The organism is Acinetobacter sp. 809848, from assembly GCF_000581275.1.
GTDB classification, from domain to species: Bacteria; Pseudomonadota; Gammaproteobacteria; order Pseudomonadales; family Moraxellaceae; genus Acinetobacter; species Acinetobacter pittii.
In genome coordinates this window covers 14,326-40,285 of the sequence record NZ_JEXG01000004.1, presented here as the reverse complement: position 1 = coordinate 40,285, position 25,960 = coordinate 14,326, and the positions used below count along the sequence as shown (strand labels likewise).

Sequence of the window (25,960 nt, the reverse complement as noted above, 5' to 3'; positions counted from 1 at the left end):
TTTTTTATTACTTAGTATTTTATGTTGTACTAAAACTATTGGTAACATTGCCAGTAGAGAGAATTTCAACTCAGCATATTGTAAAAGGTATATAAATTAATGAATCAGCTTTTTGTGTATGGAACATTATGTCCAAATAAAGCAAATGCACATATTCTCGAACAGATTGGGGGAACGTGGACCAAAGCTTCGGTAAGAGGAATCATACATATTTTAGATTGGGGACCAGATCAAGGCTTAAAAGCAATTGTGTTAGATCCTCAGGCGGAGTGGGTAGAAGGCTATCTATTTAGCACAGAAAAACTTGCTGAAAACTGGCAGATGCTTGATGATTTTGAAGGCTTTCAATATGAACGAGTTATAGTAGATGTAATGCTTGAATCAGGGGAAACTGTTAAAGCTTGGACATATCAAATGAATGCTCATGCTAAAAATATTTAAATACAAAAGCTGACTTCACGAACTCAATTTTTCTCTTTTAGATCTAATTTAAAAAATAATATATAGAGGCTCTTGTTTGAGCCTTTTCAAATCACACATAGTCTTCGTTTTCTTTCTAATAATCATTAGTTCTTTTATCCAACCTTGCTTGGAATATAAGTGAGTGTGGAAAACTCACACTTAAAAAGGAATTTTAAATGAAGAAGTCTCCTTGGATTATTGGAACTACGTTTTATGCCATATCGCAAATTACTTTCGCTACTGAAATTGGAGGATATGTACGTACAGGTATAGGAGTTACAGAGAGCGGGGAATTACAAGAATGTTTTCAGCTCACTGGCGCACCTTCAAAATATCGTCTTGGAAATGAATGTGAACAATATGCGGAGCTATTTGCCAAACAGAATCTTCTAAAATTGAATGATAATTCTGAGATTAGTATCAATGGAATGCTTCAATTTTATAATCAGTATGGTCAAAGTTTAAGTTTTAGTGGTGACGATGGCTATACGCGGCTAAATCAAATCTATCTAGATTGGAAAAATATTTCTTATTTAAATGGAGCAAATCTTTGGTTAGGCAGAAGATTTTATAATCGAAATGATATTCATATGTCTGATTTATTTTATTGGAACCAAAGCGGAACAGGGTTCGGGATCGATAATTATAAAATTAATGACCTGTCATTAAGTTATGTTTTTTCTAGAAAAGATAATATATTTCAAAAGAAATATATTAATAGACATGACTTTACCCTAAAAGACATTCAACTAAACGATACAAATAAACTGAATACAGGCTTATCTATTATTGATGCAGATCATACAGGTTGGGCCTTAACATTGCAGAATATAACTTCCGATGTCTTAAATGGTAAGAATACAGTTGCTTTGCAATATGGCGAAGGGACAGGTATGGGGTTAAGTTATACTGGCAACCCTGAGTTGGACCGAGATAATTCTTCTTTAAGATTCATTGAAGTTTTAGATTGGGAATCTGAAAATAAAGTTTTCAATGGACAGGCTCAATTTATATATCAAAAAGATAAATTTAAGAATCAGAATGATAGTGAATGGTTTTCCATAGGCTCCAGAATGGCTTATGTTGTACAAGACCATTTTAAAATATCGACTGAAATTGGCTATGACCGGATAGATAACAATGATCAAAATCGAAGCCTAACAAAATTGACTATTGCACCAACTTGGTCACTAAAAGAGACAGGATATTACGACAGACCTGAACTTCGGTTGTATTACACCTATGCTTTTTGGAACAAGGATGAACAAAATTTGAGAGATCGTTTATATCCTGATAGTGATTTTTATAACACAGGACATGGGTCAAATTTTGGCATGCAACTAGAATATTGGTGGTAAATTTAAAAAATAAAAGAGGTCGGTAATGGCCTCTTTTATTGAGTAACTGGGCTATTGTTTATGAATTTAAATTAACTTGTGAGGGGGCTTATCTTAAGCTACCCATTCTGAATTTAACTTCTAAAAGATGATAGCCAAACTGACTTTTGATCGGACCTTGTAACACACGTTCAGCAGCTGTAAAAACAACTTTGTCGATGACGGGTACCAATTGCCCTTTTTTGATTTCACCAAGTTCACCACCACGTTTTGCCGAATTACAGGTAGAGTATTGCTTGGCAAGTTTGGCAAAGTCAGCGCCACTTTGAAGCTTCTTTTTTAGCTGCTCAGCTAAGTCTTTATCTTTAACTAAAATATGTCGGACAATTGCTGTTTGCATGTTGTCTTCCTCCAAAAAATTAAGGCTTTCTCAGCTTTTTAAGCGGTTGGCACTGTGGGCAAAATACGCTGGCACGCTGACCAAGTTTTAAGTTTTCTAATGTGGTTTCACAGTTAACACACATTTCTCCAGCACGACCATACGCGAGCAATGTTTGCTGAAAATAACCATTTTCTCCCATGGCATTGCTGTAGTCTCGTAATGTCGAGCCACCTAAATCAATTGCCGACTTTAAAATGCGCTTAATCTCGACAACAAGTTTCTCAATTTGTTGCATGCTTAAGTCACCAGCAGGCTGTGCTGGGTGAATACCAACATTAAACAAACTTTCAGTTGCATAAATATTGCCTACACCGACGACTACATGATTATCCATGAGTGCAATTTTTATGCCGACAGATTTATTTTTGAGTTTTGAAGCTAAATATTCTGCATGAAAGTCAGTACTTAAAGGTTCAGGTCCTAAAGTATCTATGAGTTTGCCTTGAGTCTCGGGATTAAGCCAAAGAATACAACCAAAACGGCGAGGGTCATGGTAACGTAATTGCTGATCTTCAAATTGAATAATCAGATGGTCATGCTTTCTCAGTTCGTCATTTGGCTCGGTTAGACGAAAGCTTCCTGACATGCCTAAATGCCAAAGCATTTGATCTTGTTCAAACTCTGCCAAAATATATTTTGAACGTCGATTTAACCCAATGAGACGTTGCCCAACAAGTTTCTGAACATCATCTGGTATAGGCCAGCGTAAGCTAGGATTGCGTACTTCAACACTTAGAACTTTTTGATTCAATAATGGAAATAAACTGGTTTTGGTGGTTTCGACTTCGGGTAACTCAGGCATGCCAACTCGCAGAATTAACAGATATACTGGATTAATCAAGTATAACGTGTGGTATGTAATATTTCAGAGATTACTATGTCAGATATTTTACCATTAAGCTGGTTTCAACGAGAAACCTCAGAAGTAGCTTATGATTTAATCGGCTGCGTATTGTGTAAGCAACAACCTGATGGCCAAGTGATCCGCTGTACAATTAGTGAAACTGAAGCTTATTTGGGCGTTCGTGATAAAGCTTGCCATAGTTACAATAACAAACGCACCGCTCGAACAGAGGTAATGTATTGCCCTGGTGGCACAATTTACGTCTATTTAATTTATGGCATGTATGAAATGCTCAATCTTATTACTCAGACAGAAGGTGTGCCTGAAGGGGTAATGATTCGTTCTGCATTTTTAAATGGTGCTTCAACCAAAAAAGAATATAAGCTTTTAGCTGGGCCCGGCAAATTGACACGCTATTTAGGGATTGATCGATCTTTAAAGGGACAAATCTTGGGAGAGGAGTCTGGACTGTGGGTTGAAGCAGCATCAACGCAACCAGAAGTTGTTTTAACACCACGGATTGGAATTGATTATGCCGAAGAAGCAAAACATTGGCCTGAACGATATTGCTGGAAAGATCATCCATCTTTGAGTCGATAATTTTAATCTGGAAATCAGTTTTTAGATATCGAGGAAGAGTGTTCCAGATTTACAACAATGCAGATCGAATTCAATATCCAGACAAGACACCGCTTTTTGTTATCATAACTACAATATAAATAAAGGAAATAAGCATGTCCTTATTACGCTTAGACCGACTTCATTACTGTATTTTGATGAGTATGGGCTGTATTTCTAGCCCACTTGTTTGGGCAGAAGATTTAACACAAGACGTAACTGTATTGCCAACATTACATGTGGAAGCAACTCGTACAGATACAACCTATTTACAGACACCAGCTTCGATTTTCCGGATAGATGCACCTCAAGTCGATACTTCTTCACAAGTAAATTTAACCGAAGTTGTAAAGGGTATACCGAGTTTACAGCTTCGCAATCGTGAAAATTATGCACAAGATTTACAGTTATCTATGCGTGGTTTTGGTGCACGTTCTACTTTTGGTGTTCGAGGCATTCGCCTATATGTGGACGGTATTCCTGCAACAATGCCGGATGGACAAGGCCAAACGTCTAATATCGATTTAAGTAGTCTGGACCATGTCGAAGTTCTAACAGGACCTTTTTCTTCACTTTATGGAAACTCATCGGGTGGGACAATTTTAACTTCTACTAAAGAAGGGCAAGGCAAAGATTCAATTGAGCTGAGCTATTCGGGAGGCAGTCACGATAAAAGCCGAGCAGGGCTCGTGCTACAAGGTGGAGCAAAGGGTGCGAATGAACCAAGCTATGTTATTAGTTCATCGTATTTCGATACTGATGGTTACCGAGAACATAGCGGTGCAGAAAAAGTACTAAATAATGCAAAGCTCAGTTGGGATCTTGATGATGGTAGCAAAATCAACTGGATAACCAACTATGTCAAAATTCATGCAGACGACCCGCAGGGTTTAACGCATGACCAGTGGAATGCTAATCCAAAGCAACAAGTTCCATTTTTAAAGCAATTTAATGTCCGTAAAGATATTGAACAAACTCAAACGGGGGTGACATGGTCTAAACCGATTAATGATAAAAATGAACTCTATGCCATGGTATATTTAGGTAATCGCCAAGTTACTCAATATCAATCTATACCTAAATCAACACAAGATGCCAGCATCAATCATGCAGGCGGGGTGATTGATTTTGAACGTGATTATTATGGCGCTGACTTCCGTTGGACGGGCAAAGAGTTACTTCCTAATACCACGCTAAGTGTCGGTGTTGCACTCGATGCAATGGATGAAGATCGTAAAGGTTTTGAAAACTTTAATTTAGTAAACGGACAGCCTTCTTATGGTGTCAAAGGTAATTTGCGCCGTGATGAAGATAATACTTTGTGGAATATCGATCCCTATTTACAAGCGTCATGGCAGTTCTTACCAGCGTGGCGTTTAGATACAGGCGTACGCTATAGCAATGTCCATTACAAATCTAAAGATAACTATTTAAGTAATGGCGACGATAGTGGTAAGACTGATTACAGTAAAGTTTTGCCTTCGGCTGCTTTAAGCTGGCAAATTTTACCTGAACTCATGGCCTATGTGAGTTATGCCAAAGGATTTGAAACGCCAACTTTTACTGAAATGGCATATCGTCCAGATGGAGAAAGTGGTTTTAATTTTGATTTAACAGCATCTACAAGCGATACCTATGAAACAGGCTTAAAGTCACAAAATCAATTCGGTGATTTCACTTTGGCGGTTTTCCAAACTAAAACCAAAGATGACATCGTTTCAGCAGGAAACTCAAATGGCCGATCAAGCTTTCGTAATGCAGATAAAACCTTACGTGAGGGCGTAGAGTTTGCATGGAATAAAAAGTTGTGGCGAGATTTAACAGCGACTGCTAGCTATACATATTTAGATGCAACTTTTGATGCTGATATTCCAGCTTTAGGAAGTATTGCTCAAATCCCATCAGGCAATGCTATTCCTGGAATTGCTAAAAACCAAGCTTATGCTTCTTTAGCTTGGCAGCCATCACACGGTCTATATGGCGGTGTAGATGTACAGTATATGGATAAAGTATACGTGAATGATACCAACAGTGACGCAGCACCAAGCTACAGTGTAACCTCAGCTAATGTGGGTTATGCCTGGGTAATGGGTGACTGGAAAGTGAATAGCTTTGCCCGTGTAGATAACCTATTTGATAAAAACTATGCAGGTTCAGTGATCGTAAATGATGGTAATGGACGTTACTTTGAACCAGCGGATGGACGTAACTGGAGTGCAGGTTTACGTGTAATTAAGCAATTCTAGGAATTAAAAATGGCAAAATTATTTGAAACGGTTAACTTTGGTTCACTACAACTGGTCAATAGAATTGTAATTGCTCCGATGTGCCAGTATTCGGCAACAGATGACGGTGAAATTACCTATTGGCATGAACAGCAATGGGCAAATTATGCATTGTCTGGTGCGGGCCTTTGTATTGTAGAGGCGACTGCTGTACAACCTGAAGGTCGGATTAGCTATGCTGATCTTGGGCTTTGGAATGATCAGCAACGTGACCAAATCAAAGCGTTGTTAGCTAAGGTTCATACACTTTCACCGATGCCATTTGGAATTCAGTTAGCTCATGCAGGGCGTAAAGCATCTACTGAAAAACCGTGGTTAGGTAAAGGTCAGATTGCAAAAAATCAGCCTCATGGTTGGCAAACGGTTGCTCCAAGTGAAAGTACCTTTTCTGTTCATGATGCAGCGCCCCATGCTTTGACTATTGCTGAGATTAAACAAGTTCAGCAAGACTTTGCAGCGGCTGCAAAACGTGCTGTAGAAGCTGGGTTTAAGTTGATTGAAGTTCATGCTGCGCATGGTTATTTACTACATCAATTCTTATCGCCAATTGCCAATCAGCGTACTGATGAATATGGCGGTTCTTTAGAAAACCGTATGCGTATGACTCTTGAGGTTCTTCAGGCAATTAAACTCGCTGTACCAGAAGGTTATCCTGTTGGTGTTAGACTGTCTGCAACCGATTGGTTAGAGAGTATCGAGCACTGGGATGTTGAATCTACGGTTGGTTTATCAAAAGCTTTAGAGCAATTGGGCGCAGCCTATGTGCATGTGTCTAGTGGTGGTTTGCACGAGCATCAATCTATTACGATTGGGGCTGGTTACCAAGTTCCATTTGCTGAACAAGTTAAAAAGCATGTGTCTATTCCGGTCATTGCTGTAGGGCTAATTACTGAGCCAGAACATGCTGAACAAATTTTGGAAAACCAGCAAGCTGATGCTATTGGTCTTGCTCGTGCAATGTTATATGACCCAAGATGGCCTTGGCATGCAGCAGCGGCTTTAGGGGCAGAAGTTAAAATTGCGCCTCAGTATTTACGTTGCCAACCACATGGATTAAAGCAGCTTTTTAACTCTTTTTAATTGTATTGGGCAAAGTCATCTTTGCCCATTTTTCTTTCGCTAAGTGAGGACGGTCAGTGGTTTTTCAGGTTATTTTACCTATCTTGATATTGCTATTGATGGGCTATGTTTGTGTCCTCATCAAATTGGTAACACCTGAACAGATCAGGGCTCTTAGCGCATTCGTAATTAAAATTTCCTTACCAGCTTTTTTAATTCACTCATTAGCAAATAAAAACTTACAAGACATTTGGCACCCAGCTTATTTTCTTGCTTATGGTGGCGGGTCTTTAATTTTATTTTTCTTTGCTTTTATTCTCTATAGAAAATATTTTAAAAATAGCTTAACCCATAGCGCCGTCATATCGATGGGGGCATCTATGTCGAATACTGGATTTATGGGAACAGCTATTCTAACCATGTTGATAGGTAATCACGCTGCGATCTATATTTCTTTAACACTCATCATTGAGAATTTATTGATTGTGGCGCTGATGCTCATTTTGGCCGAAGCTGGTTTACATCAACAACAAAATCTTTTACCGCTTTTAAAACAGACATTTTTAAACTTACTCAAGAATCCTGTCATTATCGCGATTTTGGTTGGGATGGGGTGCATTCTTTTAGATGTTAACCTTCCTGCGACGCTTGATCAGTCTCTAGAGTTACTTGGGCGTACAGCTTCGCCTTTGGCCTTGTTTGCAATTGGCGGAAGTTTAGTAGGTATTGGAATAACAACGATAAATATAGAAAGCGTTTTGTTAGCGACATTTAAAGTTGTGCTAATGCCATCTGTTATTTTTGCACTTTTTTTAATAACCCCAAATGTAAGCCGTGAAATGCTTTACGCAGGAACATTAATCGCTGCTTTACCAATGCCGATTGCTTTTGGAATTTTTGGACAAGCCTATGGCTTAAATGAAAAAGCGTTAACACCGCTTATGATTAGTACAATTGTTGGTTTTATTGGGGTGAGCTGTCTTATTGCTCTGTGGTGGTAAAAGAAAAGCCCCATAAGGGGCTCATCATTTATTATTTTTTCGGTGCTGGCTGTGCGGGAGCATTTGCAGCCTGTTTGCTCTTTTCTGCAATAATCTTATCAACCGAAGCTAACGATTCTTTAGCGTTAGGCACATTTTGATTGGCAAGTTCAGTAAAGATCTTTTTAGCCTGCGGTAGGTTTTGCGGAATGATATTGCCATTCGCCATCATGGTTGCTAAAGCCATCGACGCAGGCGCATAACCTTTTTGCGCAATTGACTGTAAAGCTTCGATACCTTGGCGTTTCATTAAAGGATTTTTATTTTCAACCCCTTGGCTAATGTCATAGAGTGCTTTGACCTGAATAGCAGGGTAGTTACCTTTTCGAATTAAAGGTGCCAATTTTTGAAGGGCAATTTGATGTGACTGCGGTTTTTTCTGTGCAAATAAAATTGTCGCAATTTTCACAGTTGCATCATCAGAACCTTGAGCCGATGCCTTTTGAATATATTGACTGAATTTGTTGCTGTCTTTGGCAACCCCTAATTCACCAGTCTCATAAATTTGTGCAAGCGTGTAACTCGCTTGAGCATAACCTTTATTAGAGGCATCTTCATAATATTTAATAGCTTTAGAAGAATCTTTTGCTGTACCTTGGCCCATTTGAGTCATATAGCCTAAGTTATAGATGGCTTGGGCATTACCTGATTGAGATAAGCGTTGCATTTCCTGAAATGCAGCAGAATAATTTTTTGCTGCGTAGAGTTGTTCAGCTTGTTTGAAAACATCGGTTTTAGCAGCAGTCGCTGTGTTATCAGCTGCAAAAATTGATGCACTTGAAAGGGTGATTAGGCTTGCGATTAGTAATTTCTTCATTTCTTTTTAACCTTTTACTTCGTAGCTACATCATTCCATTGATGCATGAAAGAGTCTCAATTTCTCATCATAAATATTGATTGATGAAAGTAAACAGCCGATTTGTATATAAAGCACTGCACTTTGGGCAAATTGTGGAGAAAAAATACCCACTCACATTCATATAACGGAGTGGGTAATATTGTTATTTTGCAGTCTGGAGTAATGCTTCAATTTGTTTGGCATCACTTGGTACACCAGAGAGTCTTTGGCCATCTTGCAAGAACAGGGTAGGTGTTCCATCAATATTTAATTTTTGACCTAAAGCGATATTTTTCTGAATTGGGCTTGAGCAACTTTTGCTATTAGTCGGCAATTTGCGATTAAGCATATAGTTTGTCCAAGCTTCTGCCGGATTTTTTGAACACCAGATTTGATTTGAAACTTTTTCAGCATTTGGATGCAAACTAGTAAGAGGATAAAGGAACACATATACGGTTACGTTATCAACCCCAACCATATTTTGTTCTAGGCGCTGGCAATATGGGCAATCTGGGTCACTAAAGACATAGAGCGTACGTTCGCCTTTACCTTTTACATATTTAATCGCCTGATTTAATGGCAAACTTTTAACGTCAATCTTGCCCAATTCGGCAATACGTTCTTCAGTCATGTTTTTTTGTTGTTTGATGTCGACTAAATTACCAACAAAAAAGTACTTCGCATCTTGATTAGTATAAACAATGCGGCCGCTTGTATAGACTTCATAAATGCCCTGTACAGGCGATTGATAAACACCTTTTACAGGCAAATCGGGATAATTCGTCTTAAGATTTTGTTCAAGTGTTTTAACATCAGCATGAGCAGAACCGAAAATAGCCAGACTCAACATGAGTGTAGCAAGTTTAGTTTTCATCTTTTTTCTCTTTAATTTCAATAGGGCTAATGATGGCATATAAAGCTTAAAAAATTGACGTTCTAATCTAATGAAATCATTAGTGTTTTGTATCTATAAAAAAGCCCACTAACTTAGCAGTGGGCAGTTTGAACTAATAAAAGTTATTATTGTGGTCTTGCTACGTCGCCACTTAAAGCTTCTGGTAACTCAAGAACTTGAATCCCTAACTCTTGAAGAGCAGCAGGTTTAGCTACAACTAAAGCAAGATAGCCTTCATCATTTGCAATACTATTGACGACTTCAACATCATTATTTAATTGAGTTGCTGAAGCAGGCGCTTCACCTGTACCCTGAACCAGATGTAACCAGTGTTTTGGTTTTGCTTTAAACCAAAGACGCGCCACAATTTCCTGACCTAGGTAACAGCCTTTGTCGTAATTGACGCCTTCACGTTGATGTAAACGTAATTCCTGTGGTTGGAATTCATGTTCAGTAGCCTGTGTAATCCAAGCTTGACCAGTCATAATGGCTTGTTTTTGCCATTCGGAAATATCAGTTTCAGCAGTAGTGAATTCAGTTTGATGATCCTCAACTTTTGGGAACACAGTGCCTTGTTCACTTAAGGTCATTTTTGAAAAGGCACCATACTTTTTAATATGCTTGGCAAACTCTTCAGCTTGATCTTGAGTAACTACAATTTCAAAACTTTCAGGATTCATCTTCTTTAGCCATAAGCCAAAGTGAATACGGCCTTTAAGATCACAAATCGCTGTATAGCGAGTTTCATTTTCAGCTAAACGTTCAGTATCTACAGTAACTTGGCCTTGTAAAAACTTTTGTGCATCTACACCGTTTAAAGCATATGAGGAGAAAGCGAGCAGACTCATGATTAATCTCAAATTCAATATGTTTCTTTATGATTGCTGACTATTTTGCTCCATTTTTACTAAAAAATCAGCCATAGTTTTCGTAATTTGAGTTTGTCCTGAAGCTGGCTTTTTTGTTTAAAAAAACACCAAAAATATACGTTCGGATAAATCGGAAGGTTTAAGCTAATAGCCATAATTTCAATAATTTTAAGGAAATTAAAATAAGGAGAATATGATGGCAACAGGAACAGTGAAATTTCATCGCGTGTTTAAGGCTCCAGCCGAGCGAGTTTACCGTGCATTTTTAGATCCAGATGCTTTAGTCAAGTGGTTACCGCCCCATGGTTTTACTGCGAAAGTTCATAGTTTTGATGCAAATGTTGGTGGCTCATACAAAATGAGTTTTACCAATTTTTCAACAGGTTCAACCCATGCTTTTGGCGGAACATATGTGGAATTAGTTCCAAATGAACTAATTCGCTACAACGATCAATTCGATGACCCAAATTTACCTGGGACTATGCAGGTTACTATTACATTAAAAAGCGTATTGGTAGGTACAGAAGTGCATATTACGCAAGAAGGAATACCGGAAGTTATTCCTGTAGAAGCTTGTTATTTAGGGTGGCAAGAATCCCTATCTTTGCTTACCTTATTGATTGAAGCTGAAATTCCAGATCAATAAAGTCACTCTACTTTCTTATAAAAGAGTAGGTCGTATGACCTACTCTTAACATAGTTCAAATTGGTTTTGTTGTTCCAATAGCTTAACTATGGCTGAAAAATCAACTTGTTGTGCATCGGGTTTGGAAACCTGATTAAACTGTTGCTGAATAAGATTAAAAGCTGGGAGTTCCAAATTATTTTGAGTAACGAGATTTAGTGCAATTCCAATATCCTTTTGTAATAAATCTAATGCAAAAGTTTTTTCAAATTTGCGGTTTAAAACGCGTTGCATCATGATGTGTTCTGAAACATTACTTTTGCCGCTAGAGTGGTTAATGCAGTTCATTGCGGAGTGTAAATTTACGCCTTGGGATTTAAGGATACTTAATCCCTCTGCCAACGCCCAAAGATGTGTTGCCATTAACGTATTATTAATGGCCTTTACTGCAAAGGCAGCACCACTTTCGCCGACATATTCAACTAAATTAGCAAAGGCTTGAATGATTGGTTTTGCTCTTTTAAAAGCAGACTCGTTACCTCCGACCATTACCGTGAGAGTTCCTCGTTCAGCCCCAATCGTTTGTCCTGAAACTGGTGCATCTAAATAATCAACTCCACTTAATTTGAGCTGTTGGCTGAGTTTTCTTGCAGTCTCTGGCACACCGCTAGTGCAATCCACCCAAATACAGCCTTGTTTTAGTTGAGAATTCGCAATTAAATTTTCTACATCTTGGCTAGTCGGTAGGCATGAAAAGATAATATCTGCTTGTAGAGCTTGTGTCAGGTCTACAGCCTCCGTACCAAAGGTTTGTTCATGTTGCTTTGCTTTAGCAAAAGTACGATTCCAAACATAGACTTGGCTACATACTTGGGTTAAATGGGAAGCCATGTGCCATCCCATTGCACCTAAACCGATAAATGAAACACTTTGAATCAAGGAGTTTCTCCAGAATTAGAGATGTGGGACAGAATTAAGCGGTTCTACTGATTTTTCAATAGATTGACTTTCAGATTTTTCCGTTCTGTTGAGTAATAGGTTAAGCACAATTGCTGCAAGTGTCGCAGTTCCAATACCCCCTAGGTCAAATGGCCCAATATGTAGGCTTAAATTACCAGCACCCATAATCAGGCTGACTGCTGCAATAATTAAAGTACTATTTTTGGTGAAATCAACTTTGTTATCGATCCAAATTTTTGCTCCAGCCACAGTAATTAAACCAAAGACAACAATGGATGCACCGCCTAATAAAGCGACAGGGATGGTACTAATGATTGCTCCAAATTTAGGAGATAGACCGAGTAGAATTGCAAATAGTCCCGCAACCACAAAAATAGTCGTTGAATAGACTTTAGTTACAGCCATTACTCCAATATTTTCAGCATAAGTCGTCATGCCTGTACCACCAACAGAAGCTGATAAACTTGTACAGATACCATCTGCAAAAAAAGCACGCCCCATATATGGCGATAAATTACGTTCTGTCATGGCAGAAACCGCTTTAAAATGTCCCAAGTTTTCAGCGACTAAAATAAGCGCAACAGGTGCAATCAATAAAATAGCTTTGGCATTAAAAACAGGTGAGTGAAAAGTGGGTAGGCCAAACCATGCAGCTTGACTGATTGCATTAAAATCGATGGGTTTGCCTAACCCTAAGATATTGGTGAGTAGAAAATAAATAAAATAAGCACTGATGAGCCCGATGAGTAATAGAAGGCGGCGAATCATACCTCTTGTAAAAACAGCAACAGCACTAATGCATAAAATGGTAATGACAGCCATCCACGTGTCAAAGCTATTTGTCGAAACGCTTTTAATTGTTACAGGTGCAAGGTTTAAACCAATAATCATGACAATTGCACCAGTGACCACGGGTGGCATGAGTTTTTCAATCCATGCAGTTCCAGTTTTCATCACAATTAAACCGATGCATGCATAAACCAAACCGCAAATGATTGTACCGCCAAGCGCCACAGCTAAATTGGGATTTGATCCAACCCCTGCATAGCCTGTGGCGGCAGCGACTGCGCCAATAAACGCGAAGCTTGATCCGAGATAGCTAGGCATACGCCCACCTGTAATTAAAAAGAACAAGATGGTGCCAATACCAGTAATAAAAATGGTGAGGTTCGGATCAAAGCCCATGAGTAACGGAGCTAAAACAGTTGCTCCGAACATAGCAAAAGCATGTTGTAACCCCAAAACAATACTTTTACCGGGAGGGAGATATTCATCAATTTGTACGGGAGTTTCTAAATTACCTGTGTGCGGCTTAAATTTAGGAAACCAAGATTCTTTTGTTCGCATAACAGATCCTCTTTTTCATTTTTATCTGCATTAGCATGCTGTTTGTAATTCGCAATAACTGCGGTTGAAGTACATAAGTGCATTAAGTCCACTTTGGTGTTTCATTGCTTTGACTGCACAAAACAAGACGTCATGACTACCGATACTCATGCTTTGTACAATTTCACAATCAAATGACACCAAGGCCTCATTCAAAATCGGAGAACCAGTGAGTAGCTTGCTCCATTCCCCATGAGCAAAGCGTTCTGGCATTGGTGTTTTTCCGCCGAATATTGTAGATAGCGTACTTTGATGGGCAGCTAAAGTATTGACACAAAGCACCTCGTTTTGTTTAAAAGTATTAAACACAGATGCTGAGCGATTGAGACAAACCAATAGTGTCGGTGGTGTATCGGTTACGCTACATACAGCGGAGGCTGTAAAGCCAGCCTGTCCCGCAGGTCCATCTGTCGTGATGACATTCACTGCTGCTCCAAGATTTGCCATGCCTTGTCTAAAAGTATGCTGATCTACTTCTAAGTGTGTTGAGCATGTTTGAGCCTGCTGAATAGCAGATGGAGTTAAAACCTGTTTCTCTTCTCTTTTTTGCATGATTGCTCTCCAACCCCAATGCATGATCATTACAATGAATCGAGGCTAAAACATCACATCAGTTATGATGCTGAAGGTTTTTATCAGTGACATCGTTTATCCCACATGGGCAATCGATGCAATTTCAATTAAGGCATCAGGTTTCACCAAGCCGCACTGGATACAAAAGCGAGCAGGTTTGTCACCCGGAAAATATTCTGCATATACCGTATTTACTGCGCTATAGTCGGCCCAATCTTTAATGAAAATGGAATTGAACGTTACGTCATCCATGGTGCCACCTGCAGTTTCAATCACTTTTTTGATCGTTTCTAAAATATGGCGAGTCTGTCCTGCGGCATCACCAATACAGACCACATTATTATTTTCATCAAAAGCCAATGTGCCTGAGACATACACAATATTGTCTGCTTTGGTTGCAGGAACATAGGGTGCAAGTGGTGCCGCTGTTCCTTCAGGAATAACAACTTGTTTAGACATAAGATGCTCCAAATCAAAAAATTTAGATAAAATTAAATGCATGAATTAGGCAGATTGCTGTAGCAATGTTGATGCCGAATCAAAGGTTTCAATAAAGCTATTGGTGTCAGATACCCAGCCAAAAAAAGTTTTAATGTTATATAGCGCTGCGTCGTGAGCCTCTTGAGGTCCGGCTTGATAGCAAGCATCTTTAAGTGCAACACCGAAATATTCCAAAAAGAAACCATCACGTAAGGTCGACTCGACACAGACATTGGTGGCAATACCTACAAAGACCAAATTACGAATGCCACGAGCACGTAAAATGCTGTCGAGAGCGGTGTTAAAGAAACCGCTATAACGTGGCTTTTCAATAATGATGTCTTGTGGAAGAGGTTTTAACTCATCAATTAAAGCAAAGTCCCAACCGCCTTTAGATAAAAGTTGGCCTTGTAACTCGGGGCGTTTACGCATGGTTTTTAAGGCATTGGATTTATGAAAATTTGGTGAGCCTAAACCACCAGCCTCAACGTAGTTTTTATCCCAACCATTTTGGAAATAGATGACCTGAATCCCTGCACTATGTGCAGCATCGATCGCCTTTTTAATATTTTCGACTACAGGTTTAGTCTTTGAAACATCAAAACCTGCTAAATCTAAATACCCACCTAAAGAGGTGTAGGCATTTTGCATATCAATGACAACAAGCGCAGTTTGTTCTGCTGCTAGTTGAATATGTTCAGGTTCGGCTTTTAATACTTTGCCTGTACCAATCTGTGCCGTGAATTCTGCACACACAATATTAGACATTTCATTCATGCGCTTTTCTCCAAAACAGTTGGTTCGGCTTGCTCTGCCAGTTCGGTAACGACACTTTCACGACATTTCATGAGCGGTTGAATGCGTTGACCAAAATCTTCTACACCTTGTACAAAGTCATCAAAGGTCAACAAAATTCCTTCTGTACCTTCAATCTCGGAAATTTGATCAAGCATTTTTGCGACATTTTTAAAAGAGCCAACAATGGTGCCCATATTGATATTGACTGGAGAAACACTAGAGGCCATGTGACGAATATTGGTGTCAGTGCCAGACACTTTATCTTTTGCACCTTGGTCTTGTAGCCAACGAATAGCTTCCATGTCCGCACCATCGTTATAGTGTTGCCATTTCTGCATTGCAGCAGCATCTGTTTCGGCTGCAATTACCATAAACAACACATAGGTCTGTACATTCCGTCCAGTTTTGTCAGTTTGAGCTTTTAAACGATCATTAATTTCGGCATAGGCTGTCGGTGTGTTTAAACCTTTTCCAAAAACAAAGTTGTAATCGGCATATTTTGCGGAAAAAGCTAAACCAGCATCAGACTGTCCTGCACAGATAATTTTCATATCAGCTTGAGGCTGTGGTTTGACCTGACAATCATTCATCTGGAAGAACTCGCCTTTTAGGTCTGATTTTCCGGTTGCCCAAAGTTCACGCAAAACTTCGACATACTCAGATAAGTAGTCATAGCGCTTAGCAAAATATTCATCGCCAGGCCACATACCCATTTGGGAATATTCAGGCATTTGCCATCCCGTCACGACGTTTAGTCCAAAGCGACCGTTGGAAATCGAATCTATGGTCGATGCCATACGTGCCACAATTGCAGGAGGCATGACTAGTGTTGCAGCGGTTGCATAAATTTGGATTTTACTGGTGACAGCGGCGAGACCTGCCATGAGGGTAAATGTTTCCAGGTTATAGTCCCAAAACTCAGTTTTTCCGCCAAAACCACGTAACTTAATCATGGAAAGGGCAAAGTCAAAACCGTAGTGTTCAGCACGCTGTACAATTTGTTTGTTTAATTCAAAGGTAGGTTTATATTGCGGTGCATTTTCTGAAAGCAGCCAGCCATTATTTCCAATTGGACAAAAAACGCCGATCTTCATCTTGATTCCCCATCGTGAGTTTAGGAAGTCGAACTGAAAGCTATAAACGATATAATTTTCAGTATTTGTTTGTATTTTTAATAATGCATAGCGCGTGCCAACTTTAATATTTATATATTTATCAATGTATTGAGTTTATTGTTTGGTATAATTTTTATCAAATGGTAAAAAATAATGCGATTGTGCACCAAGGAGGAACTAACTTGCTTCATTGTGCATCATTTGATCAATTTTACTTTTGGAGTGTGTATTACATCCAATTTTATAAAACAGCAGAACAAAAAAAGGCGACATTGAAGTCGCCGTGTAGGACTAAAGTATTTCTCTTTTGAGATTGAAGAGGGTGTTATGGACTTAACTCATTCCACTCGACAAGCCTCTTCAAAATTTAAACGAGGAAGGCGTGTATAAACTTTCTGAGGGTCGCCATAGCCGATGTTAATGATGAGATTAATATGATGATTTGTCCCTGCAAAAAATAGCTCATCAACTTGTTTCGCATCAAAACCAGACATTGGACCCGTATCTAAACCTAAACTACGGCATGCCATAATTAAATATGCAGCTTGCAATGAACTATTACGAAAGGCAGTTTCATGTGCTACGGCATCACTTGATGTAAACCATGATTTTGCATCGGCATACGGAAATAGTTCTGGCAGTTTGTCATAAAATCTTGCATCGGTTGCAACCAAAACAGTGACAGGAGCTGTTATCGTCTTTTCTACATTGCCAGACGACAATGCTGGCTTGAGTTTTTGTTTAGCTTCAGGTGTTGTTAAAAATACAAAACGAGCAGGACTACAGTTGGCAGAAGTCGGTGCCATTTTGACCAGATCATAAATTTGTTGAATTTGCTCGGGGCTGACGGCTTTATCTAACCACGTGCTGTGGGTTCTAGCTTCTAAAAAGAGTTGATCTAACATATTTAATGTTTTTGCATTCATGATAAGGCCTTAATGCTATGGAAAAATTGAATGAAAGTTTGATTTAGTTGTTGAGATTCGATCACTGTGGAAGCATGGGCACCAGAGGGTAAAATGCAGAGTTGACCATGACCAAGTTTGGTAAAAAGATCTTGTGATTTATGTGCTGGAACTAAAAAATCATCTTGATTGGCAACGATATGAATTGCAGTGTCTTGTAGTGCTTGTACGTGCTCTGATTGTAATTGAAAGCGCATCAATGCTTTGAGTCGTGCAAATACATTTGTCTTGGGCGGAAAACCTTGGAGCTGAATATCTTCGGTACTTTTAATGTGGCTATGATTCTGAGAAATCCATGCTGGAGGATACAAAAATAATGCCTGTGCACGCACATAGGCTTCAGCACCTGCTGACGCTAATAATGCGATACGGGCATCAAAACATTTTTGTGTATGGGCATCTAGCTCATCCCACGCATTAATCAGTGTCAGGCTGAGCATGGTAATTGAGCTAGATTGTAGTTGCTTTGCGAGTTCCATTCCGATGATGCCACCCAAAGCATGCCCGATCATATGGAATTCATGAATTTGAAGATGTTCTAATAAATGTAGTACTTGATTGGCCATGTCACACATATGGTAATGTGAAGGTAATAAAGCACTGTCTTGATGACAGCCTTCTTGGTCATAAGTCACAATGTTGAAATGCGTACTCAACGATTCAAGTTGTGGGCTCCAAAAACTAGCATGACCACCTAACCCAGATGAGAAAATCAAATAAGGGGCATCTTTTTGAGATGAACACGGATAAATATAATATTTCATTTTTTACCATTTGATAAAATAATGAAAAATTCAAAAGCAATTTATATGCCTGAATTAATCAGTAATGGCAAATTGAGACAATATTTAGCACAAAAGATTTAGATTGTAGAGGAAGGCAAATCAATGTGATGATTAAGCCAATGATATTTAGATTGAGCTGAGTAGGTGTCAGAAATGGATATACATATTAAAAGAATTTATGAAACTGCTGAGCCCAGTGATGGAAAGCGGATTTTGGTTGACCGTTTATGGAGTAGGGGAATTAGTAAGGAAAATGCTCATTTGGATTTGTGGCTAAAAGAAATAGCACCCTCGACAGAACTTAGAAAATGGTTTCATGCTGCAACGCCAGATCATTGGCAAGAGTTTAAACAGCGTTATTTAAAAGAGCTTGAAACCAACTCCGCCGTTGAAGAGCTACAACACATCATAGCAAAACATACAGTTACGCTTTTATATTCAGCAAAAGATGTTGAAAATAACCATGCAATTATTTTGAAAGAATATTTATTAAGTAAAAACTTAAAATGAATATATAAATTTTTTTTTGGTAAAAGTCTATTATTTAAAACTTTAAAAAATGAGTCATATCTCGCATAATATACTTTTTGAGATTTTTTTCATGTCTTTGCCAAACTGCCCAAAATGCCAATCAGAATATACTTACCAAGATGGCGACTTATTGATTTGTCCTGAATGTTCACATGAGTGGAAAGAAGGAGAAGCATCAGCAACTGAAGAACAAGAAATTATTAAAGATGCAAATGGAAATGTCTTGGCAGACGGTGATAGCGTCACTGTAATTAAAGACTTAAAAATTAAAGGCTCTTCTTCAGTCGTTAAAGTAGGGACAAAGGTAAAAACGATTCGTTTAGTTCCAGATGCAAGTGATGGCCACAATATTGATTGCAAAATTGATGGTATTGGTCAGATGAAACTTAAATCTGAATTTGTAAAAAAAGCTTAAACTGTTAATTATTATTACATTTCAGCAGAGATATACGTTTATATCTCTGCTTTTTAAATTCCTAACATCATTATAATTTTATTACGAAAAAGTATAAAAAATGGACTGTTCAAGGGATATTTACGCCTTTATATTGTCATTAATAACAAATAACTTTCGTCCAGAATAATAACGAAAGTCATACCCACACCAACAAAAAAATGAGGTTTTTATGGCAGGATGGTACGAAATTTCACAAGCGAGTGATGGACAATATCGTTTTATTTTGAAGGCAGGAAATGGTGAGCCTATTTTAAATAGCGAGCTATATAAGGCAAAAGCCTCTGCTGTAAATGGTATTGAGTCAATTCAGAAAAACAGTGGTGATGATGCCCGATATGAGCGTTTAACTGCAAAGAATGGGAAACCTTATTTCAATTTAAAAGCTGCAAATCATCAAATTATTGGCACGAGTCAGTTCTATGCGAGTGAAGCTTCACGAGATAAAGGAATCGAGTCGGTTAAAAACAATGGTTCATCAACCAATATCAAAGACTTAACCGTTCAGGCATAAAATTGAGTTAAAAAAAGCAGCTTCGAAAAGCTGCTTTTTTATTTAGGTATTTATTAACGCGCTAACTTAGCTAAAAGTTCTTCTTTAGTTAAATTGCTCGCTTCAGCATCGCGGCGACCTTTATATTCAAAAGTACCCGCATCAAGACCTTTTTCACCAATCACAATACGGTGTGGAATACCCATTAATTCAAGGTCAGAGAATTTAACGCCTGGGCGTTCGTTACGATCATCAAGTAACACATCAAAACCTTGAGCTTGAAGTTCTGCATAAAGGGATTCTGCTGCTTCAAGAGTACGTGGTGATTTGTGCGCATTCATTGGAACAATTGCAATTTCAAATGGTGCAATGGCTTGAGGCCAGATAATACCTTTGTCATCGTAGTTTTGTTCAATTGCAGCTGCAACAACACGTGTTACACCAATACCGTAGCATCCCATAGTTACTGTAAATGGTTTGCCATCTTCACCTAAAACTTTACAGCCTAAAGCTTCAGAGTATTTAGTACCTAGCTGGAAAATATGACCTACTTCGATACCACGTTTAATTTGTAGTGTACCTTTGCCATCTGGAGATGGATCGCCTTCAACCACATTACGTAAGTCAAAAATTTCGCTAATTTGCGCATCACGTTCCCAGTTTACGCCAACCGCATGTTTGTCCGCTTCATTTGCACCAGCAACGAAGTCAGAAAGAACCGATGCAGCACGGTCAACAATTACGGTTAAGCCTTTTTCGACTAAACCTTGTGGACCAGTAAAGCCAGCAGTTAAACCAAATGCTTGAAGTTGTTCTTCAGTTGCAAAAGTAAGAGGCGAAGCAACTAAAGGATGCTTCTCAGCTTTAATCTCATTAAGTTCGTGGTCACCACGTACAAATAGAGCAACGACAGGAACATTACCTTTTTCATCAGCAATGCCTTGTACCAATAATGCTTTAACAGATTGCTTTGGATCAGCATTTAAGAATTGGCAGACATCATCAATCGTTTTTTGGTTTGGCGTTTCAACCAATTTAAATTCTTGTGTCGGTGCTGCACGTTCATCCACTAAAACAGCCTCAGCCATTTCAACGTTTGCTGCATAATCAGATTCAGTTGAAAATGCGATGTCATCTTCACCACTAGCAGCCAATACGTGGAATTCGTGGGAAGCTGAACCACCAATAGAACCTGTATCAGCTTGTACTGGACGGAAATCCAAACCTAAGCGAGTGAAAATACGGCTATAAGTGTCGTACATCACATCATAAGTTTCTTGTAATGATTCTTGAGTTGCATGGAAAGAATAAGCATCTTTCATGATGAACTCACGTGAACGCATTACACCAAAACGTGGACGGATTTCATCACGGAATTTAGTTTGAATTTGATAGAAATTTACAGGAAGCTGCTTATAACTTTTTAATTCGTTACGCGCCATATCTGTAATAACTTCTTCATGCGTTGGCCCAAGTACAAATGGGTTCGTATGACGATCTTTAAAACGTAATAACTCAGGGCCATATTGTTCATATCGACCTGATTCTTCCCAAAGACTTGCGGGTTGAGTCACGGGCATGAATACTTCCATTGCGCCTGAACGGTTCATTTCTTCACGAACAATCGCATCTACTTTTTTAAGCACACGTGTTCCCATCGGCAGCCATGTATATAAACCAGATGCCAATTTACGAATCATCCCCGCACGTAACATGAGCTGGTGTGAAATCACTTCAGCATCATTTGGGGTTTCTCTCAACGTTGCAAATAAAAAGCGGCTTGCGCGCATGGAAAAAGTCCTAAAAGTTAAGCGTTATAAAAACGCAGATTATACGATAATCGCTGCATTATGACATGAATCGTCGTGTTTGACGCAGCATAAAGTTTTTCAAGTCATCCAGATAAGTGAAAATGACGGGTACAACCACAAGAGTCAACAGAGTAGAGGTTATCACACCACCAATAACCGCATGAGCCATTGGTGCGCTTTGCTCACCGCCTTCGCCCAGACCTAAAGCTAAGGGAACCATCCCCATCACCATAGCACTTGTGGTCATCAAAATTGGACGTAAACGGGTCTTACCAGCTTGTAAAATAGCGTCATAACGGCTCACACCCTGATCCATCGCTTTCTTAATAAAATCGATCAGCAAAATTGCATTTTTAGTGACAAGCCCCATCAGCATAATAATACCAATAATCGAAAACAGATTTAGCGTGCTTTGGAACAGGAATAAGGCAAGAAAAACACCAATCAATGACAAAGGTAAAGAGGCCATAATTGCTGCGGGATGAATAAAGCTATTGAACTGAGAACCTAACACGATATAAATAAATACAATCGATAGGGTAATGGCTGTTAATGCGTATCCCGCAGATTCAGCCATATCGGCGTTTGCTCCTTGAGTATCGAATGTATAGCCCGCAGGTAACTTAAATGCCTTTTGCATTTTATCGATGTCTTGACCAATATCTCCGCTCGGGCGACCAGAGGTATTCGCCTCAATAAGAACCTCACGTTCAAGGTCACGTCTGTTAATTTGTGAAGCACCGAGCTTTTCTTCGGTCGTTGCGACTGCACTCAATGGAACTAATATATTTTGTCCAGCTGTATTGGTTTTATTAGAGTTGATATATAAATTTTGAACATCTTGCGGAAGCATACGTTTATTTTCATTTAAACGTAAATTCACATCATAAGTTTCGCCATCACGATCTTCCCAAGTGGTGACATTATCGCCCGCAATTAATGGTCGAATGGCATTCGCAATTTGGGAAACAGATAAGCCCAAATCACTTGCTAGCACGCGATTAATATGAACACCCAAAGTAGGTTTGGGTTCTTTCAATGAACTTTCTAAATCAACTACGCCTTTAATTTTTTCCATTTCAGCAATAAAGCGATCTGAAATTTTTTGTAGTTCATTTAGGTCAGATCCTTTAATAGAAATCATGATTGGCTTTTGTCCGCCAGAGACAGAGTCTTGTGCTGCGGCAACAGAAGTTACTCGAATACCCGCTACAGTTTGCAAACGATCACGGAACTCATTGTTGAGTGTATTCAGATCTGAGCTACGTTCTTGTTTTGGCTTTAAGGTCACCCCTAAACCAGCATGGTTTTTACCAGAGTCTACTTCACTGTTAACCACACCATACGTAGAAACCACATCAGGGAATTGTCTAATAATTTGATCGACCTGATGTAATTTGGCTTGGGTATATTCTAAAGAAGAATCTACAGGAGTCTCGAACTGGATACGGACTTCACCTTTATCTGGTGTAGGTACAAATTCGGTTCCGATGAGTTTAGATAGTCCTAATGCAGCAAATAATGAAGCGATTGCAACAATGACTGTAATGAAACGGAAGCGTAGAGCAAGCTTTAATAGCTTTTCATAAACATGAGTAAGCCGATCTAACAAATTAGAAATATGGTTAAAAAAACGTTGTAGCCAATTATCTTTTTTCTTTACAGGATCTTTCCAATGAGCTGAAAGCATTGGATCCAGCGTAAAGCTAATAAACATTGAAATTAAAACAGCCGTACTGACCGTTACACCAAATTGATAAAAGAAGCGTCCAATCAGACCACCCATAAAGGCTACGGGTAGAAAGACTGCCACAATAGTAAGCGTGGTTGCGAGTACAGCTAAACCAATTTCTTTTGTCCCTTCAAGAGCAGCGGTCACATGGTCTTTGCCCAGTTCAGTATGTCGGACGATATTTTCGCGAACTACAATTGCATCATCAATGAGTAAACCAATACTGAGTGATAAAGCTAACAGCGTCATCATATTAATGCTAAACCCGAAAGCCCAAATAAAAGTTAAGGTTCCGAGCAAAGTAATCGGTAAGGTTAAACCAGTAATAACTGTAGAGCGGAAAGAGCCTAAAAAGAGTAAAACAATGAGAACTGCTAAAGCAGCACCTTCAATAATTGTTCGAACCACATCTTTGATTGAAGCGCGAATACCTTTAGAGCTATCAGCTACGACTTTGTAATCTAAGCCCGCAGGCATTTGATCTTTTAATTTCTCTAACGTTAGATAAGTCTGATCGACGACTTTAATTACATTGGCATCGGAACTTTTTAAGATATCGACTGAGACCGCAGTTCTTCCATTATAAAAGGCACTCGATTGTAGTTCGGCTTGTGTGTCCTCAACAGTTGCCACTTGCTTTAAAAAAATGGGTGAACCATTTTTATTGGCAATGACCAAATCACCAAATGCAAGGGGATGAATAACTTTTGATTGAATCTGTACAACCAGTTCAGAATTTTTTTGCTGTAAGGTCCCTGCAGGCACTTCAATATTTTCATTTTTTAGCGTGTTAATGACCTGATCAATACCAATGCCGTAGCTTTGCAATTGTGCAGGAATAACCTTTATTCGTATTTGCCGTTTAGCGTCGCCCAATAAATTCACATTACCGACACCCGAAACCGTTTTAAGCTGAGGTACGATTTTTTTATCTACATACGAACTTAATTGCGCCAAACTCATGCTGTTTGATTCAAATACGACTGACATGATTGGGCTAGAAGAGGGGTCATAGCGTTGCACAATCGGTGTATCAATTTCATCACGGAACTGCGCTGTGACGGGTGCAATTTTGTCACGAACGTCTTGTGCCGCAATCGCCGAAGAAGTATCAAGATTAAACTCGGCAATCACCATTGAAAGGCCTTCACTTGAGCGTGAAGTAATCTGTTTAATTCCCGAAATTGTATTGATTTGATCTTCAAGTTTTTTTGTTATATCTGACTCAACAGCCTCAGGCGACGCACCCGCATATTGTGTAGTGACTACTACGAATGGGAAATCTATATTCGGAAACTCTTCGACAGTCATACGTTTCCAAGATGCCAACCCGAGTACCATTAAGCTGAGCATCATCATAATGGTAAAAACGGGGTATTTCACACTGATTCGAGTAAACCACATACGCTATTTGCTACCTTATTTATTTTTGTCGGTTGTAACCGTCACTTTTTTATTAATGTCGGAATCTTCAAATTGAATACGGCTGACCAGATCTGTGCTTTGTAAACCTTCGACTAAAGCAATATTGTCGTTATAGCGCTGTTCAACCACCCGAATTTTAACTTTTTGAATAGTGTGATTGCGTATCACCCATACAAATGGATCATGTTGTATATTTTGAATGCTGTCTAAAGGAATAGTTTGGCCTTGATGAGTGTCATTGCGCAAAATGTTTCCATTAATGAAGGCTCCAATACTTAACGAGTCAATTTTTTCTTTAGGAGCAGCAAAAAACTCAATTTGTCGACTGTCTTGATCGGCAACAGGTGAAATGCGAGTTAGCGTTGCATTTAATTGTTTAGAATTGCCCTGAATTTGATATTGAATGTTACTACCGATCTTAAGCGCAGATTGCTGTTCAATTGGCAACTTGGCTTGTATTTCAAGTTGATCAGGATTTACGATTTCAAATAGTGTTTGTCCAACTGAAACTGTTTGACCGGGTTCAACTTGGCGTTTAGTAATCACACCTGAAATTGGACTAGTAATAATTCCGTCTTGATCCGCTTTTTTAGCAATATCAACATTGGCTTGTTGTGCTTTTACACTTTCAAGCTGACCTTTATAGTCAACCTGACTCTGTTCAAACTCGACACGAGCAATAAAACCTTGATTAAATAATCTTTGTTTTCGGTTCATCAAATTACGAGCAAGTTCAGCTTGTGATTGAGCCGATGCAAGGTTGGCGCGTGCTTGCGCTAATCGTGCAACATTGTCCTGATTATTCAATCTCACCAGAACTTGACCTTTTTGTACCTGTTGGCCGACATTTGCAGTGACATTCGTCGCTGTTGCACTCACTTGTGCCTGAATGGAACTTTGCTGAACCGCACGAATAGTTCCTGTAAATGCAGTTTGAGAATCAAGAGCTCCTTCTTTAACTGCAATAAGATCTTGAGGAATAAGCTCAATTTTGACAGGAGCTGATTCAGTAGTTTTGGTTGTTTCTTGCTGATTACATGCAGCTAAAATTAAACATAAACTAATAATACTCAGTTTAAAAAAAGTAGAAGGGGTGAGATGCATTGTGTGCATACAGCATCATCCTATAATTCAAATT

At 39.0% G+C, this 25,960-nt stretch carries 27 protein-coding genes; 10 read left to right on the top strand and 17 right to left on the bottom strand.

Annotated elements, in window-relative coordinates:
* Window positions 1-99: 99 nt before the first annotated feature.
* Both J536_RS08105 and J536_RS08100 read left to right on the top strand, forming a co-directional pair.
* Window positions 100-441, top strand: a complete 342-nt coding sequence (locus tag J536_RS08105; RefSeq protein WP_032036936.1) for a gamma-glutamylcyclotransferase family protein — start codon at window positions 100-102, stop codon at window positions 439-441.
* A gap of 197 nt (window positions 442-638) precedes the next feature.
* Window positions 639-1,820, top strand: a complete 1,182-nt coding sequence (locus J536_RS08100; RefSeq protein WP_032056690.1) for a maltoporin — start codon at window positions 639-641, stop codon at window positions 1,818-1,820.
* 88 nt (window positions 1,821-1,908) lie between these two features.
* On the opposite strand, the gene J536_RS08095 is transcribed toward J536_RS08100, so the two are convergent.
* Together J536_RS08095 and mutM are read right to left on the bottom strand one after the other, a co-directional pair.
* Window positions 1,909-2,199, bottom strand: a complete 291-nt coding sequence (locus J536_RS08095; RefSeq protein ID WP_032056689.1) for a peptidylprolyl isomerase — start codon at window positions 2,197-2,199, stop codon at window positions 1,909-1,911.
* 19 nt (window positions 2,200-2,218) lie between these two features.
* Window positions 2,219-3,043, bottom strand: a complete 825-nt coding sequence (mutM, locus tag J536_RS08090; protein ID WP_032056688.1) for a bifunctional DNA-formamidopyrimidine glycosylase/DNA-(apurinic or apyrimidinic site) lyase — start codon at window positions 3,041-3,043, stop codon at window positions 2,219-2,221.
* A gap of 75 nt (window positions 3,044-3,118) precedes the next feature.
* Here mutM and J536_RS08085 point away from each other — a divergent pair, with 75 nt between their 5' ends.
* The 4 genes from J536_RS08085 to J536_RS08070 all read left to right on the top strand — a co-directional run bounded on the left by J536_RS08085 (window position 3,119) and on the right by J536_RS08070 (window position 8,048).
* Window positions 3,119-3,685 carry a DNA-3-methyladenine glycosylase gene (locus tag J536_RS08085; protein ID WP_032056687.1) on the top strand — a complete coding sequence of 189 codons (567 nt, stop codon included), beginning with the start codon at window positions 3,119-3,121 and terminating at the stop codon, window positions 3,683-3,685.
* Window positions 3,686-3,819: 134 nt separating this feature from the next.
* A complete protein-coding gene (locus J536_RS08080; RefSeq protein WP_032062562.1) occupies window positions 3,820-5,949 on the top strand; it encodes a TonB-dependent receptor family protein in 2,130 nt (709 codons plus the stop codon).
* Window positions 5,950-5,958: 9 nt separating this feature from the next.
* On the top strand, window positions 5,959-7,068 hold the full coding sequence (locus J536_RS08075) for an NADH:flavin oxidoreductase/NADH oxidase (RefSeq protein ID WP_032056685.1): 1,110 nt from the start codon (window positions 5,959-5,961) through the stop codon (window positions 7,066-7,068).
* Between the two features lie 56 nt (window positions 7,069-7,124).
* Complete coding sequence (locus tag J536_RS08070; protein WP_032056684.1) at window positions 7,125-8,048, top strand: AEC family transporter; 924 nt, start codon at window positions 7,125-7,127, stop codon at window positions 8,046-8,048.
* Between the two features lie 31 nt (window positions 8,049-8,079).
* On the opposite strand, the gene J536_RS08065 is transcribed toward J536_RS08070, so the two are convergent.
* From J536_RS08065 to J536_RS24970, 4 genes are all read right to left on the bottom strand, one after another.
* Window positions 8,080-8,904, bottom strand: coding sequence for a tetratricopeptide repeat protein (locus J536_RS08065; protein ID WP_032056683.1), 825 nt, complete (start codon window positions 8,902-8,904; stop codon window positions 8,080-8,082).
* 184 nt (window positions 8,905-9,088) lie between these two features.
* Complete coding sequence (locus J536_RS08060) at window positions 9,089-9,799, bottom strand: DsbC family protein (protein WP_014207575.1); 711 nt, start codon at window positions 9,797-9,799, stop codon at window positions 9,089-9,091.
* Between the two features lie 146 nt (window positions 9,800-9,945).
* Window positions 9,946-10,668, bottom strand: coding sequence for a YgfZ/GcvT domain-containing protein (locus J536_RS08055; RefSeq protein WP_032062561.1), 723 nt, complete (start codon window positions 10,666-10,668; stop codon window positions 9,946-9,948).
* A 59-nt stretch (window positions 10,669-10,727) separates the two neighbouring features.
* On the bottom strand, window positions 10,728-10,844 hold the full coding sequence (locus tag J536_RS24970; protein WP_002116161.1) for a hypothetical protein: 117 nt from the start codon (window positions 10,842-10,844) through the stop codon (window positions 10,728-10,730).
* A gap of 38 nt (window positions 10,845-10,882) precedes the next feature.
* Between J536_RS24970 and J536_RS08050 the strand changes: the two genes are divergently transcribed.
* Window positions 10,883-11,335, top strand: coding sequence for an SRPBCC family protein (locus J536_RS08050; protein WP_014207573.1), 453 nt, complete (start codon window positions 10,883-10,885; stop codon window positions 11,333-11,335).
* A gap of 45 nt (window positions 11,336-11,380) precedes the next feature.
* Here J536_RS08050 and J536_RS08045 read toward each other — a convergent pair whose 3' ends face one another.
* The 8 genes from J536_RS08045 to rutD form a co-directional block, all read right to left on the bottom strand.
* Entirely contained in the window at window positions 11,381-12,253 is an 873-nt protein-coding gene (locus J536_RS08045) for an NAD(P)-dependent oxidoreductase (protein ID WP_080776809.1), read from the bottom strand.
* A 15-nt stretch (window positions 12,254-12,268) separates the two neighbouring features.
* Window positions 12,269-13,621: a pyrimidine utilization transport protein G gene (rutG, locus tag J536_RS08040; RefSeq protein ID WP_032056680.1), complete on the bottom strand. Its 1,353-nt coding sequence runs from the start codon at window positions 13,619-13,621 to the stop codon at window positions 12,269-12,271.
* A gap of 30 nt (window positions 13,622-13,651) precedes the next feature.
* On the bottom strand, window positions 13,652-14,242 hold the full coding sequence (gene rutF / locus J536_RS08035) for an NADH-dependent FMN reductase RutF (protein WP_078210294.1): 591 nt from the start codon (window positions 14,240-14,242) through the stop codon (window positions 13,652-13,654).
* Between the two features lie 66 nt (window positions 14,243-14,308).
* Window positions 14,309-14,692, bottom strand: a complete 384-nt coding sequence (rutC, locus tag J536_RS08030) for a pyrimidine utilization protein C (protein WP_032052667.1) — start codon at window positions 14,690-14,692, stop codon at window positions 14,309-14,311.
* A gap of 45 nt (window positions 14,693-14,737) precedes the next feature.
* Window positions 14,738-15,490 (bottom strand): pyrimidine utilization protein B, encoded by a 753-nt coding sequence (rutB, locus tag J536_RS08025; protein WP_032056679.1) that lies wholly within the window; start codon window positions 15,488-15,490, stop codon window positions 14,738-14,740.
* Complete coding sequence (gene rutA / locus J536_RS08020; protein WP_004705762.1) at window positions 15,487-16,605, bottom strand: pyrimidine utilization protein A; 1,119 nt, start codon at window positions 16,603-16,605, stop codon at window positions 15,487-15,489. The genes rutB and rutA overlap by 4 nt, the downstream gene beginning before the upstream one ends.
* 359 nt (window positions 16,606-16,964) lie before the next feature.
* A complete protein-coding gene (locus J536_RS08015) occupies window positions 16,965-17,552 on the bottom strand; it encodes a malonic semialdehyde reductase (protein WP_032005458.1) in 588 nt (195 codons plus the stop codon).
* On the bottom strand, window positions 17,549-18,355 hold the full coding sequence (gene rutD, locus J536_RS08010) for a pyrimidine utilization protein D (protein ID WP_032005456.1): 807 nt from the start codon (window positions 18,353-18,355) through the stop codon (window positions 17,549-17,551). Before rutD ends, J536_RS08015 begins: the two co-directional genes overlap by 4 nt.
* A 174-nt stretch (window positions 18,356-18,529) precedes the next feature.
* Here rutD and J536_RS08005 point away from each other — a divergent pair, with 174 nt between their 5' ends.
* The 3 genes from J536_RS08005 (at window position 18,530) to J536_RS07995 (ending at window position 19,875) form a co-directional block, all read left to right on the top strand.
* Window positions 18,530-18,886: a DUF488 domain-containing protein gene (locus J536_RS08005; protein ID WP_032005454.1), complete on the top strand. Its 357-nt coding sequence runs from the start codon at window positions 18,530-18,532 to the stop codon at window positions 18,884-18,886.
* Between the two features lie 91 nt (window positions 18,887-18,977).
* Window positions 18,978-19,322, top strand: a complete 345-nt coding sequence (locus J536_RS08000; protein WP_002116259.1) for a zinc ribbon domain-containing protein YjdM — start codon at window positions 18,978-18,980, stop codon at window positions 19,320-19,322.
* A gap of 211 nt (window positions 19,323-19,533) precedes the next feature.
* On the top strand, window positions 19,534-19,875 hold the full coding sequence (locus J536_RS07995) for a YegP family protein (protein WP_002116533.1): 342 nt from the start codon (window positions 19,534-19,536) through the stop codon (window positions 19,873-19,875).
* Between the two features lie 53 nt (window positions 19,876-19,928).
* On the opposite strand, the gene J536_RS07990 is transcribed toward J536_RS07995, so the two are convergent.
* The 3 genes from J536_RS07990 to J536_RS07980 are packed head-to-tail and all read right to left on the bottom strand — an operon-like array spanning window position 19,929 to window position 25,926.
* Complete coding sequence (locus tag J536_RS07990; protein WP_002116382.1) at window positions 19,929-21,644, bottom strand: proline--tRNA ligase; 1,716 nt, start codon at window positions 21,642-21,644, stop codon at window positions 19,929-19,931.
* A 58-nt stretch (window positions 21,645-21,702) separates the two neighbouring features.
* On the bottom strand, window positions 21,703-24,801 hold the full coding sequence (locus J536_RS07985; RefSeq protein WP_032062560.1) for an efflux RND transporter permease subunit: 3,099 nt from the start codon (window positions 24,799-24,801) through the stop codon (window positions 21,703-21,705).
* Window positions 24,802-24,816: 15 nt separating this feature from the next.
* Window positions 24,817-25,926: an efflux RND transporter periplasmic adaptor subunit gene (locus J536_RS07980; RefSeq protein ID WP_081404103.1), complete on the bottom strand. Its 1,110-nt coding sequence runs from the start codon at window positions 25,924-25,926 to the stop codon at window positions 24,817-24,819.
* Between the last annotated feature and the right edge of the window lie 34 nt (window positions 25,927-25,960).

Coding starts and splice junctions, on each gene's coding strand:
- J536_RS08105 (WP_032036936.1), top strand. CDS start 100: ATGAATCAGCTTTTTGTGTATGGAACATTATGTCCAAATAAAGCAAAT.
- J536_RS08100 (WP_032056690.1), top strand. CDS start 639: ATGAAGAAGTCTCCTTGGATTATTGGAACTACGTTTTATGCCATATCG.
- J536_RS08095 (WP_032056689.1), bottom strand. CDS start 2,199: ATGCAAACAGCAATTGTCCGACATATTTTAGTTAAAGATAAAGACTTA.
- mutM (WP_032056688.1), bottom strand. CDS start 3,043: ATGCCTGAGTTACCCGAAGTCGAAACCACCAAAACCAGTTTATTTCCA.
- J536_RS08085 (WP_032056687.1), top strand. CDS start 3,119: ATGTCAGATATTTTACCATTAAGCTGGTTTCAACGAGAAACCTCAGAA.
- J536_RS08080 (WP_032062562.1), top strand. CDS start 3,820: ATGTCCTTATTACGCTTAGACCGACTTCATTACTGTATTTTGATGAGT.
- J536_RS08075 (WP_032056685.1), top strand. CDS start 5,959: ATGGCAAAATTATTTGAAACGGTTAACTTTGGTTCACTACAACTGGTC.
- J536_RS08065 (WP_032056683.1), bottom strand. CDS start 8,904: ATGAAGAAATTACTAATCGCAAGCCTAATCACCCTTTCAAGTGCATCA.
- J536_RS08060 (WP_014207575.1), bottom strand. CDS start 9,799: ATGAAAACTAAACTTGCTACACTCATGTTGAGTCTGGCTATTTTCGGT.
- J536_RS08055 (WP_032062561.1), bottom strand. CDS start 10,668: ATGAGTCTGCTCGCTTTCTCCTCATATGCTTTAAACGGTGTAGATGCA.
- J536_RS24970 (WP_002116161.1), bottom strand. CDS start 10,844: ATGGCTATTAGCTTAAACCTTCCGATTTATCCGAACGTATATTTTTGG.
- J536_RS08050 (WP_014207573.1), top strand. CDS start 10,883: ATGATGGCAACAGGAACAGTGAAATTTCATCGCGTGTTTAAGGCTCCA.
- rutG (WP_032056680.1), bottom strand. CDS start 13,621: ATGCGAACAAAAGAATCTTGGTTTCCTAAATTTAAGCCGCACACAGGT.
- rutF (WP_078210294.1), bottom strand. CDS start 14,242: ATGATCATGCATTGGGGTTGGAGAGCAATCATGCAAAAAAGAGAAGAG.
- rutC (WP_032052667.1), bottom strand. CDS start 14,692: ATGTCTAAACAAGTTGTTATTCCTGAAGGAACAGCGGCACCACTTGCA.
- rutB (WP_032056679.1), bottom strand. CDS start 15,490: ATGAATGAAATGTCTAATATTGTGTGTGCAGAATTCACGGCACAGATT.
- rutA (WP_004705762.1), bottom strand. CDS start 16,605: ATGAAGATCGGCGTTTTTTGTCCAATTGGAAATAATGGCTGGCTGCTT.
- J536_RS08015 (WP_032005458.1), bottom strand. CDS start 17,552: ATGAATGCAAAAACATTAAATATGTTAGATCAACTCTTTTTAGAAGCT.
- rutD (WP_032005456.1), bottom strand. CDS start 18,355: ATGAAATATTATATTTATCCGTGTTCATCTCAAAAAGATGCCCCTTAT.
- J536_RS08005 (WP_032005454.1), top strand. CDS start 18,530: ATGGATATACATATTAAAAGAATTTATGAAACTGCTGAGCCCAGTGAT.
- J536_RS08000 (WP_002116259.1), top strand. CDS start 18,978: ATGTCTTTGCCAAACTGCCCAAAATGCCAATCAGAATATACTTACCAA.
- J536_RS07995 (WP_002116533.1), top strand. CDS start 19,534: ATGGCAGGATGGTACGAAATTTCACAAGCGAGTGATGGACAATATCGT.
- J536_RS07990 (WP_002116382.1), bottom strand. CDS start 21,644: ATGCGCGCAAGCCGCTTTTTATTTGCAACGTTGAGAGAAACCCCAAAT.
- J536_RS07985 (WP_032062560.1), bottom strand. CDS start 24,801: ATGTGGTTTACTCGAATCAGTGTGAAATACCCCGTTTTTACCATTATG.
- J536_RS07980 (WP_081404103.1), bottom strand. CDS start 25,926: ATGCATCTCACCCCTTCTACTTTTTTTAAACTGAGTATTATTAGTTTA.